Source organism: Pseudomonas sp. S3(2024) (assembly GCF_036861315.1).
GTDB classification, from domain to species: Bacteria; Pseudomonadota; Gammaproteobacteria; order Pseudomonadales; family Pseudomonadaceae; genus Aquipseudomonas; species Aquipseudomonas putida_A.
The window spans coordinates 286567-297714 of sequence record NZ_JAZAQQ010000005.1; the positions used below are offsets into that span (position 1 = coordinate 286567).

General features: G+C 63.1%; 9 protein-coding genes. All 9 read left to right on the plus strand.

What is annotated here, in order from left to right; translation table 11 throughout:
* The first annotated feature begins 17 nt into the window (after positions 1-17).
* The 9 genes from VLA07_RS15460 (at position 18) to VLA07_RS15500 (ending at position 11145) form a co-directional block, all read left to right on the plus strand.
* Complete coding sequence (locus VLA07_RS15460) at positions 18-1610, plus strand: GumC family protein (RefSeq protein WP_333989616.1); 1593 nt, start codon at positions 18-20, stop codon at positions 1608-1610.
* The gene (locus VLA07_RS15465) at positions 1607-2698 is read left to right on the plus strand and encodes a glycosyltransferase family 4 protein (RefSeq protein ID WP_202370311.1); all 1092 of its coding nucleotides are present in this window, start codon (positions 1607-1609) and stop codon (positions 2696-2698) included. Before VLA07_RS15460 ends, VLA07_RS15465 begins: the two co-directional genes overlap by 4 nt.
* Complete coding sequence (locus VLA07_RS15470) at positions 2695-4062, plus strand: O-antigen ligase family protein (RefSeq protein WP_333989617.1); 1368 nt, start codon at positions 2695-2697, stop codon at positions 4060-4062. Before VLA07_RS15465 ends, VLA07_RS15470 begins: the two co-directional genes overlap by 4 nt.
* Positions 4059-5027: a glycosyltransferase gene (locus VLA07_RS15475; protein ID WP_333989618.1), complete on the plus strand. Its 969-nt coding sequence runs from the start codon at positions 4059-4061 to the stop codon at positions 5025-5027. The genes VLA07_RS15470 and VLA07_RS15475 overlap by 4 nt, the downstream gene beginning before the upstream one ends.
* The gene (locus VLA07_RS15480; RefSeq protein ID WP_333989619.1) at positions 5020-6156 is read left to right on the plus strand and encodes a glycosyltransferase; all 1137 of its coding nucleotides are present in this window, start codon (positions 5020-5022) and stop codon (positions 6154-6156) included. The genes VLA07_RS15475 and VLA07_RS15480 overlap by 8 nt, the downstream gene beginning before the upstream one ends.
* 13 nt (positions 6157-6169) lie before the next feature.
* A complete protein-coding gene (locus VLA07_RS15485; protein ID WP_333989620.1) occupies positions 6170-7171 on the plus strand; it encodes a polysaccharide deacetylase family protein in 1002 nt (333 codons plus the stop codon).
* Positions 7168-8472 carry a lipopolysaccharide biosynthesis protein gene (locus VLA07_RS15490; RefSeq protein ID WP_027611601.1) on the plus strand — a complete coding sequence of 435 codons (1305 nt, stop codon included), beginning with the start codon at positions 7168-7170 and terminating at the stop codon, positions 8470-8472. The genes VLA07_RS15485 and VLA07_RS15490 overlap by 4 nt, the downstream gene beginning before the upstream one ends.
* Positions 8469-10388 carry a hypothetical protein gene (locus tag VLA07_RS15495; RefSeq protein WP_333989621.1) on the plus strand — a complete coding sequence of 640 codons (1920 nt, stop codon included), beginning with the start codon at positions 8469-8471 and terminating at the stop codon, positions 10386-10388. Before VLA07_RS15490 ends, VLA07_RS15495 begins: the two co-directional genes overlap by 4 nt.
* 67 nt (positions 10389-10455) lie before the next feature.
* A complete protein-coding gene (locus VLA07_RS15500) occupies positions 10456-11145 on the plus strand; it encodes a GNAT family N-acetyltransferase (protein WP_047293345.1) in 690 nt (229 codons plus the stop codon).
* The last annotated feature ends 3 nt before the right edge of the window (positions 11146-11148 follow it).

An 11148-nucleotide genomic window follows, 5' to 3' on the forward strand; every position in this document is an offset into this window, starting at 1 on the left:
CTCTCAGGTGACCGATCATGAATCCAAAGGAAAACTACCTGCATGAGTTCTTCAGGATCTTCTTCGCCAACAAGCAATTGGTGAAACGGGTCTTCCTGATCTTTGCAGTCATCGCGTTGCTGCTGCCGCTGGTGCTCAAACAGAGCTTCGATATCACCGCTCAGGTGATCGTGCAGTCGAAAAAACTCTCCCAGGGTGACGCCACCACGTCACTGACGGTCGATAACGCCACCTTCATTCCGCCGTCGCTGGCGGACATGGAAACCGAAAGCAACATCCTGCGGTCCCCGGCGCTGATCCGCCAGACCATCAGCGAGCTGCGCGACAAGGGCGAGTACGACCCGCCTGTGGGCGTATTCGCCAAACTGGTGAGCAACCCGTTCCGCCGTTACGTCTCTTCGCCGCTGCGTGAGTACGTGATCAATCCGCTGCGCAACATGCTCGGGCTGCAAACCGATCCGGTGCGTGACACCGTGCTCGACGGCTTGACGCAAGATGCGATCGACAGCCTGAAGATCGAGACCCTGCCCGGCTCCAACGTGATCTCGATCATCTACAGCTTCCCCGATCCGCATCAGGGCACGACGTTCGTCGCCACCCTGCTGCAGAACTATCTGGGCAGCCGTCAGGCGCTGCAATCGATCGACCTGCCGCAATCCTTCTACGAAACCAAGAAGCACCTGTATCAGGTGCGTCTCGACGGGCTGGAAGGTAATCGGCAAGCGCTGCTGGAAAGTGTTGCATCGTCCGATCCGAAGGAAGAAATCACCTTCCGCCTGAACGCGATCAACACCGAAGAGCAAGCCCTGAACCTGTACCAGGATCGTCTGCTACAGAGCCAGCGCTGGCTCGAATACCTGAAAACCGCGCTGACGGCCGCCAGCAGCAACAAGCTCAACGACTACACCTTCCCCTTCACCTTCACCACCACCGTCGATAACGTGGCGTTCGAGGATCGGGAAATCAAACAGTTGGGCGAGCAACTGACCACTCAGGTCAGCCGCTACATGAATGACCTCGCGGTGTTCCAGCCCGGCAGCGAGCCGATGCTGCTGACCCGCGAGCAGATAGCCCGTACCCGCCAGCAGTTCCTCAAAGTGGTGAGCAACCGCATTCAGGAGCGCACCAACGATCTGGCCGTGGTGCAACAGGTGATCGATCAGAAAACCGCGCGCATCGCCGAGTTCAAGAACCGCATCCACACCTTGCAGCAGACCCAGAGCAAGCTGCGGCAGATGGACACGGAAATCGACGCGCTGCACACGGCGTTCTCGACCTACGCGCAACGCTTTGCCGAAAGCAGCACCGCCGGTTCGCTCAACGACGACCTGTCGAACGCCAAAGTGCTCAGCCCGCCGTTCGAGCCAACCGAGCCGGCGTTCCCCAAACCGCTGCTGATCATTCCGTTCGGGCTGTTCACCGGTCTGCTGCTGGCGATTGCCCTGGTCTATGTGCGTGAGTTCTTCGATCACCGTTTCAAACACCCGGCGCAGGTCACCCACGAACTGGGCCTGCCGGTGTTGCTGGTGATCAACGACGAAAACGTGCTGCCGAGCAATCCGCACAAGAACTGGACCGTGCCAAGCTTCGTGCACTGGGTGCGCAATTGAACACGCTGTCCACCCCGAACGCCGCGCTGCCGATCATTCATTTGCTCAGCAGCGGCGGCTTCTATGGGGCCGAGCGCATGTTGCTCGATCACTGCCTGGCGACACCGGGGCAGCACCAGGTGCTGTTTCTCGATGCACCGCCAGCGTTGATCGCGCGCTTTCGCGAGGCCGGGGTGGACTGTCGTGGTTGTGCCGGGCTGGGCGAGTTGTTGCGCCACCTGCGGGCCCGGCGCAGCGAACGGCCGCTGATCAATACGCACAATTTCAAAGGGCTGTTGTTCGGCTGGGTCGCGGCGACGCTGTTGCGTTTGCCGCTGGTCATTACCCAACACGGCTTCACCCCGCGCAGCCGCAAGCAGAAGTTCTACACCTGGCTGAGTCTGCAGTTGTGCCGCACGGCGTCGGTGGATCGGGTGGTGTGCGTGGCCGAGAGCATTGCCGTGCTGCACCGTCAGGCCAGCGTGCAGGCGGAAAAACTGCAGGTGATCCCCAACGGATTGCCCGCCGCCGACGCGCTGGTCAGCACCGTTGACCGCCAGCGCTGGCTGGCCGGTTACGTCGGGCGCCTGAGCAGCGAGAAAGGTCCGGACCTGTTTCTCGATGCGCTGATTCCGCTGTGTCACCAGCATCCGCAACTGGACGCGGTGATGCTCGGCGACGGCCCGGAACGCGAGGCGCTGCAGGCGCGGATCGACGCCGCAGGTTTGCAGCAACGGATTCGTCTACCCGGCTACCAGACCGCCATGCAACCGTGGTGGCAGCGCCTGGATGCGCTGGTGATCAGCTCGCGCACCGAAGGCACGCCGATGATTCTGCTCGAAGCGATGCAGAGCGGCGTGCCGGTGGTGGCGTTCGCCGTCGGCGGCATTCCCGATGTGCTCGAGCACCGGCATAACGGTCTGCTGGCGACACCCGCCGACAGCGCCGACCTCGCCCGTCAGCTCGACAACCTGTTGAGCGAGCCGAAGCTGGCCCGGCATTTGTGCGACAACGCAAAGCGTACGCAACAGGATCGCTACGACCTCAAGGCCCTGGCCGAACGCTGGTCGCAGCTGTACATCCGCACGGCACGGGAGGCACGCGCATGATTTTCCCGCTCTCGATCGTCACGCTGCTCGGTCTGGTTTGCATCGGTCTGCTCGCCAGCCCTTATCCATTTCTCGCACCGGGTGCGGTCATTGGTCTTGTGGGGTTCACGGTGCTGTACCGCAAGCCAACCTGGGGCCTGCTGGGCATTGCCGCGCTGGTACCGTTTGAAGGTTTCTTCAAGGACAGTGCACTGTCCGGAAGCAAACTGATCGGCGCCTCGCTGGCGGTGATCGTGATGCTGCAACTGGCCCTGCACCAGATTCCCGGCGATCGCCTGCGCAGCAATATCTGGCGGTTTCTGCTGTGGTTTCTAGTCCTGTATTTCCTCAGCCTGCTCAACACCGATGACGTGGGCATGTCGCTGGGACACCTGCGCGAACTGAGCGTCGGGCTGATCCTGTTTGTCATTACCCTGTTGATTGGCCGTGAACTGAATCTCGACCTGTTCGCCCGACTGGTGACCCTGAGCGTCAGCACGACCTGCGCCATGGCGATGTTTTCGGTCAAATTCCAGGATCAGGGGCGCGCTGCCGGTCTTCTGGAAGACCCCAACGCGTTTGCCTTGCTGATCGCCTTCGCCATTCCGTTGGCGCTGCTGCTGGTGATTCGTGGGCCAAACCTGCTGCACCGGTTGTTCTGGGGCGCTTGCTGCCTGCTGCTGCTCGGTGGCATGACCAAGACCGAATCGCGCTCCGGGCTGGTGGTAGTGGCCTTGAGTCTGTTGATCGGCTGCTGGCACTACCGCGCGCAACTCACCCGGATCCGTCCACGGCACCTGGGGTTCGCCATGCTCGGTGCGGCGATCGTGATTCCGCTGGCGATCTACGCGATGCCCGCCGGCTACGTCGCGCGCATTCAGTCGCTGAGTATTCTCAGCGCCGGCTCCAAGGCACAGGACGAATCCCTCGGCCGCCGCGCCTCGTACATCGTGGTCGGCGGCCAGATGATCCGCGAGAACCCGTTGCTCGGCTCCGGCCCCGGCACCTTCCCGCTGCACTACGCGACCACCGGCTACGCCAAGGCGTTTTCCGCCAACCGCAAGATCGGCGACCTGTACCGCCGTGCGCACAACACCTACCTGGAAATCTTCAGTGAACTGGGGATTCCTGCCGGCCTGCTGTTCGTCGGCATGCTCGGCCTGGGCCTGTACAACCTGATTCGCGCACGCGCCGCGTGGATGCTGCGGCGCGATTGGCAACAGGCAAATCTGATGACCCACCTCGGCGTGAGCTTCCTGTCGCTGACCCTGTTCCTGATGTTCCTCAGCGCGCCGAACCAGAAATACCTGTGGATCATGCTCGCGCTGACCAGCGTCCTGCGCCTCAAAGCCGAACAGGCGCCACTGACCGAGGCCAGACCATGAGCCGGATCAGCATCATCATCCCGATGTTCAACGAGGCGCGGCACATTGGCCGCACGCTGCTGGCCGCGCAAAAAGCCGCACATGCGGCCGAGGTCGACTGTGAGTTGATCGTGGTCGACAACGGCTCGAGCGACGACGGCCCGCACATCGCCCGCCAGTTCGGTGCACAGGTGCTGGTGCTGCCGGGCCTGCTGATCGGCGCGCTGCGCAATCGCGGTGCGCTGCTGGCAAGCGGCGAGTGGATCGCGTTCATTGATGCCGACGTCGAAATGCCCGAAGACTGGCTCAAGCCCTTGTTCGAGCTGCAAGCCGAGGGTCAGGCCGACGTGTTCGGCCTCGACCTGCACACCCCCGCTGCCGCGCCGTGGTACGCCACCGCCTGGCAACGCCGCACGCTGCGCCCGCCGAGCCAGGCATCGCATACGGTGGATTGGCTGCCCAGTTGCAACCTGCTGATGCGCCGGCACTGGTTCGACAAGGTCGGTGGTTTCAACGAACACCTGCGCACCGGCGAAGACAAAGAGTTCACCCTGCGCCTGCACGAACAAGGCGCGCGGCTGCTGTCGGTGAATAGCAGCGTGGCCCTGCACTGGGGCTACGAAATGAACTGGCGGGAGTGGATGGGCAAGGAAATGTGGCGGCAAGGCAGTCACTTGCAACTGCTGCGCACCCATGGGTTCAGCCTGCGGCTGCTGCGTTTTCCGCTGCTCTCGCTTGGCGTGTGGATACTGGACTTTCTGACCCTCTCGGCCTTGCTCGACGGCTTTCCGCATCACGCTGCAATCATGGTGACGCTGACCCTGGTGCCCGCACTGGTGCTGAGCATTCGTCAGAGCGCTCGGCACCACAATGTCGTTCTGACCCTGCAACTCTGGGGCCTGCACTGGGTGCGTCTGCACCTGGCGGGCGCCGCGTTCATTCTCAGTCTGTGTCATTGGAACGCCAGGAGGCCTGCCCGTGGCTGAATTCATTTTCTGGCTGTGCCTGTTGCTGCCGGTGTACGCCTACCTCGGCTACCCGCTGCTGCTGACCGTTCTGGCGCCGCTGTTCCCGGCCTGGCGCCACAGCCCGGCGCCAGCGCTGAACATCAGCATCGTGATTGCCGCGCACAATGAGGCGCGGCACATCGAGCACAAGTTGCGCACGCTGCTGGCGCAGGACTATCAGCCGGCCACGCTGCAGATCATCCTTGCCAGCGACGGCTCGACCGACGACACCGTGGCCTGTGCGCACAAGATCGTCGATTCGCGCATCACCGTGCTCGATCTGCCGCGTCAGGGCAAAGCGGCAACGCTGAACGCCGGGGTGGCGCTGGCGAATGGCGATATTCTGGTGTTCACCGACGCCGACAACCAATGGTCGCGGGAAACCCTTGGCTACCTGCTCGCCCCACTCAGCGACCCCAACGTCGGGGCCTGCGCCGGGCACATGGTGATTCCAGTGACCGGCGGCGGCCTCAGCGTCGGCGACAGTCTGTACCGGCATTACGAGGGCTGGCTGCGTCGGGTGGAGAATCGCACCGGCTGCATGGTCTCGGCCGACGGCGCCCTGCTCGCCCTGCGCCGCGAGCTGTTCCAGAGCGTGCCGGCGGAGGTCAACGACGACTTCTTTCTCAGCACCTGTGCACCGGTGGCCTTCAAGCGCATTGTGTACGTGCCAGAGGCGCAAGTGATCGACCACGGTGTCGACGAAGCGGACAAACAGTTCCGCCGCCGTCAACGCGTCACCGTCGGTGGCCTGCAAAGCCTCGCCCAGCGCAGTGAGCTGCTCAACCCACTCAAACATGGCCTGTATTCGCTGGCGCTGATCAGCCACAAACTGATCCGGCGCCTGGCACCGATCCTCCTGCTGCCGCTGCTGCTGAGCAACTTCTGGCTGTGGGACGACCACGGTTTCTATCGACTGGCCCTGATCGCCCAACTGTTCGGCTACGCCATTGCGCTGGCCGGACTGCTGGATTCGCAACATCGCTTGCCCAAACCGTTTCGTCTGGCCGCGTTCCTGCTGGTCACCCTCGCCGGGATGAGTCTCGGCCTGTGGCAGTTCCTGCGCGGCCACCGATATGCCCAGTGGAATCCTGAACAGAACCGTTGAGAGGACCGAAGCCATGGCGATCAAACAACTGATAAAACGCACCAGTGGCTGGCTTTACCTCAACTCGCCCGTGGGACGAAACCAGTTGCACGGCGCCGGGGTGATTCTGATGCTGCATCGGGTGCTGGCCAACGACCGCGCCGCCGACTTGCCGCACCGCAATGAGCTGTGTGTCGGGCCCAAGGCGTTCGAGCACCTGCTGGTGTGGCTGCGCCGGCACTTCGATTGCGTGCCGCTGATGGACATCCTCACGCCCACCGCATTGCGCAGCGAACGCCCACGGGTGGCGCTGACCTTCGACGATGGCTGGCGCGACAACGCGGTCAATGCGTTCCCGTTGCTGCAAAAACACCAGGTGCCGGCGAGCATTTTTCTCTCCACCGATTTCATCGGCAGCCGTCAGCGCTTCTGGTGGGAAAGCCTTGGCGAAACCCTGTGGGGCAGCCACGGCGAAAAGGCCCGCATGCATCTGATCGAATGCCTGCACGTAATCCACCACCCGGTGCCGGTGCTGGTGGATGACATCGACGTTGATCGCCGCAGCCTGTCGCTGCTGCATTACCTGCAAAGCCTGAAAAACCTTGAACCGGCGATGCTCGAACGCCTGACCGACGAATGCCCGCCCGAAGCGCAGCCGCAAGCGCTGGACTGGCATCAGGTACGGGCGCTGGAAGCCTCGGGGATGGTGCGCTTCGGCCCGCACGGCGCCAGCCACGCGATCCTCACTGAACTGGACGATGTGCGCCTGAGCGAAGAAATCAGCCGCAGCCGCGACGCCTTGAGCAACGGCTGCAACCGGCCGTTGCCGGTGTATTGCTACCCCAACGGCAACAACGACGAGCGAGTAAGAAAACAGATTGCCGCGCACGATTATCCGTTCGCGCTGGGCACCGGCACCGGCATCTATCGCGGTGAAGGCGATCCGCTGAACCTGCCGCGTTTCGGCGTCAGCCAGCGCACTGCGCGCAATCCTGAGCTGCTGTCGTGGCGCATCTTTCGTGGCAACCGCCCATGAGCCGCAGCCACTATCTCAAACACTTGGCGCTGAGCATGGGCACCAAGCTGGCGATGATCGCCCTGCGCCTGCTGCGTAACGTGTTGCTGGCGCGGATCCTCGGGCCAAGTGAGCGCGGGTTGTTCGCGCTGCTCAGCACCTTGCCCGACCTGATCAGCGCCGCCACCAGTGGCGGGTTGAATTCGGCCGTGGGGTATCAAGCCGCCAAACAACGGCCGATGGGCCTGCTGCTGAGTCAGGTGCTGGTCTTCGGTTGTTTGCTCGCGGGTCTGCTGACCCTGCTGGTGGTGGCGCTGGTCCGTGAGTTCGGCAGTGAACTGGATGTCACCGTGCAGCTTGGTCTGCTGGCGTGGCTGTTGCTGCTGGCGGTGCCGCTGACCGTGCTGAAAAGCGGCCTGCTGACCCTGCACAACGCCTCCGGTGGCGTGGTCGCGTTCAACGCCTTGCGCCTGACCGAATCACTGGCGCCACTGCTGCTGTTTCTCGCGCTGTTCTGGATGTGGAAAAGCGCGGCGCTGGAAGCGGCGCTGATCAGTTGGCTGGCCGGGATCAGCCTGGTGGTGCTGGCCGGTTGGGTCTGGCTCAAACGCGCGCAACCGCTGCAGTTGCAATGGGATCGCGCCAGCCAGAACGAACTGCTGCGCTACAGCGCGCGCAGCCATCCGGACCTGCTGTTCCAACAGGTGATTCTGCGCTCGGACTACCTGTTCATCGGCGCCCTGCTCGGCAGCACCGCGCTGGGGCATTACGCCATGGCCAGCGCCGCCGCCGAACTGCTGCTGATCGTGCCGGAAGCGGTGACCACGCCGCTGATGAAACGCCTGTTGCAACAGGACGAAGGCATGGACAAGGTCACCCCGCTGGCCCTGCGCCTGACCGCCACGGTGATGCTCGGCGCGTGCCTGAGCATGGCCGTGATCGGCAACTGGCTGATCGTCACCCTGTTCGGCATCGCTTACCAACCGGCGTATCCGGCGCTGCTCGCCTTGCTGCCGGGGCTGCTCGGCCTGTGCTACGCGAGCATCCTGCGTCTGGACCTGCTGGGGAAAAACCGCCCCGGTACGGTGTCGCTGCTGATGGGCCTGGGCGCCCTGCTCAACCTGGCGCTGAACCTGGTGCTGATTCCGGCCTACGGCATCGTCGGTGCAGCGGCGGCATCGTCGATTGCCTATCTGGCAGTGACGGTGGCGATGCTGGTGTTGTACTGCCGTTTGAGCGGCGTGGCGTTCTGGCAAACCCTGATCATCCTGCCCAGTGACATCGCGCCGATGTGGCAGATGCTGCAACGGAAGGCCGCATGAAAGGCCTGGTCCTGCTGCTCGGTCTCGGCCTGTCGCTGGACGCCTTTGCCGCGTCGATGCGCTGGGGCGAGATCCGCGACGGCAGCCTGTATCTGCAAACCGATCGCCCGGACACCGTGACCGTGCGCTGGACCCCGGCGTGGCAGGCCGATGCCAACGAAGAGCATCTGTACCTGCTCGACGGCCAGGGCAAATTGCACGGCGAGCGCTTGATCAAAGCCAGCGAAACCCGTGGCACCCAGAGCTGGCCTTTGCAGCCGGGTGCCGCCAGTTATCGCCTGGAAATTCCCGGCTACAGCTTCCGCAATTACCGGGTCGAACACGACGACCGCACCGTGGCGCTGTTCGAACCGGCCAAGGTGCATTTCAGCGCGCAGACGCAAAACGGCGACGAGTTGTATTTCAAGGTCGCGCCGGGGGAACACGCGGTACTCGCCGGCAAGTTCCATGGCGGAGTGAATGCTCTGCAAGCGCAACGGGTCGGCGACGATAAGCCACTGACGCTAACGCTCAAACCCTATCGCGCCTACTGGCAGTTCGATCAACTGGCGTTACCGGTCAGCGAGCGCGAACAGGTCTGGCGCCTGCGCCTGCAAGGCAGCGGCAAAGCGGCGTTCTGGCTCGACGGCACGGCCAATCGGTTTGCGCAAACTCCGCAGCAACTCAAACCTGTGCGCGAAGAGTCCGGCCAGATCCACCTGACCCTGCATGACAAAATCCTCGGCCGCACCCCGGATCTGGGCATCGCCCTGCCCTACGTGATGCCACCCGCCAGTAGTCACGCGGTGCTGGATGCGCTGAAAGCGACCGCCGCCAGCTACTACAGCTTTGTCGATGTCACGGCGAAAAATCCGCACTTCGAGGATGCGTTCCGCCAGGCTTATCAGGAGCGCTTCGGTATCCGTCAGGACATCACCCTGCTCGCCGGCAGCCAGCGTCAAGCCGATCTGCGTGCCGACGTGCAAAGCAATGGCGGCCTCGATGCATGGCTGGCCGGCACCCGCGCCTTGTGCGGCAAAGGCACGCACTACATCGGTTTTGCCGATGAGCCGAACCTCAACTATTCGAGCTTCGAGCAATACCGGGCGATTTTCGCCAGCATGGCCAGGCAAGTGCGCAGCGATCCGGCGAATGCCAGGGCCGGGGTGCGCATCGCCATGCCGGCCAGTTCACGACTGGTCAACGGGCCGTTCGCCGATAACGCCGCAGACAAGCGCGGCATCGACTGGGCGCGGCGCTTGCTCGGTGAATCCGCCGAGCAGATCGACGCGCTGGCGTGGCACGAATGGATGATCCGCGACCTGCTCGCCACCCGGGTCTACCGCGACAGCGTGCGCGGCGCCGCCGAACTGGTCGGCCTCGACGCCCACGGCCAGCCGCGCAAAGCCTTGCTGCTGGATCAGACCAATATGTCCAGTGGTTCCAGCCTCAGCCCCTACGATCAGGAGACGCACTACGCCTCGCTGTGGTGGGCATCGGTGGTGATCAACGCTTCGCAGGACGGTTTGCTGAGCATGCTCAACTGGTTTCAGGCCGCCGATGAACCGGAATACCCCAAGGGCATGATTCGGCTCATGGGCGCTGAGGGTTTCGAGCTGAAACCGGTAGGTCTGGCCCAGCAGTTCATCGCGCAGCACTGGCTGCATCAGGTGCTGTGGCTGGAGAACGATGGTTTTGAAGTCGATGCGCTGGCGATGGCCAGCGACACCCAGCGCGGCCTGCTCGGCGTAAACAAGGGCACGCGTCTGCAGCAAATCGAATTGAACGGCGCCCGGTGCCCGCTGAATAACGGTGCATTGCATTACTTCGGCGCGGACAACCGCAGCCGCGACGCGCCGTTTCTCTGCCAGGACGGCCGCGTACGTTTCGAGCTGCCGGGGCAGACCTTGTTCGCCCTCAGCTGGACCCCTTCATGAACCGTCGATTCATGTTCTGCCACGCGAGCCGCACGCCACGCGTTGCATATCATCAGGAGCAAAAACCATGAGCATTGCGCAAAAAGTCAGCCAACAGATTAAACAAAAAGGCCTGCGCGTCACCCTCGCCAAGGCGTGGAAGCACTTCGTGTTTTCCCATCAGGAGCTGCTGTGGATGGAACGCGATCTGGTCAGCCCGGTGCCGCCGCACAACCTCAAGCCGTATCCACCGGTGAGGGCAGTGACGATCACTGCCGACAACGCCAGCGCCTTCGCGCGCTACTTCGGCGACCGTGTCGGGACCATGGCCGAGTTGGCCAACGAAGGTCATACCGGGCTCATGTATCTGGACGAACAAGGCGATGCCGTAGGTTTTATCTGGGGCAGCAAGCGGGACTATTTCGACCGGCACTACTACGGTTGCATGTTCCCGGTGAAGCCTGGCGAGTTTTTCGAATTCGGCGGCGAGTTGACCCGCGCCTTCTGGGGCACCGAGCTGTCGGTGGACGTGCAACTGGCACTGTGGAATGCCATGGCCGAGCAAGGCTGCGACAAGGTGGTGGACGTCTGCGAGTTCCACAACATCCCGGCGCTGAAACTGCACCTGCGCATGGGTTATACCGAGCAGGGCCGGATCATGAACATCTACACTCTGTTTGGTCGCTGGCGCTTCTATCGCGAAACCCGCTACAGCGGCTCGCGGCTGGATGCGCTGCGCAAACCGTCCCGTCCACCTGTCACAGCCACGGCGGCCTGAGCC

Excerpts from the sequence above, each read along its gene's own strand:
- VLA07_RS15485 (WP_333989620.1), top strand. The coding sequence starts at position 6,170 with ATGGCGATCAAACAACTGATAAAACGCACCAGTGGCTGGCTTTACCTC.
- VLA07_RS15495 (WP_333989621.1), top strand. The coding sequence starts at position 8,469 with ATGAAAGGCCTGGTCCTGCTGCTCGGTCTCGGCCTGTCGCTGGACGCC.
- VLA07_RS15490 (WP_027611601.1), top strand. The coding sequence starts at position 7,168 with ATGAGCCGCAGCCACTATCTCAAACACTTGGCGCTGAGCATGGGCACC.
- VLA07_RS15500 (WP_047293345.1), top strand. The coding sequence starts at position 10,456 with ATGAGCATTGCGCAAAAAGTCAGCCAACAGATTAAACAAAAAGGCCTG.
- VLA07_RS15470 (WP_333989617.1), top strand. The coding sequence starts at position 2,695 with ATGATTTTCCCGCTCTCGATCGTCACGCTGCTCGGTCTGGTTTGCATC.
- VLA07_RS15460 (WP_333989616.1), top strand. The coding sequence starts at position 18 with ATGAATCCAAAGGAAAACTACCTGCATGAGTTCTTCAGGATCTTCTTC.
- VLA07_RS15475 (WP_333989618.1), top strand. The coding sequence starts at position 4,059 with ATGAGCCGGATCAGCATCATCATCCCGATGTTCAACGAGGCGCGGCAC.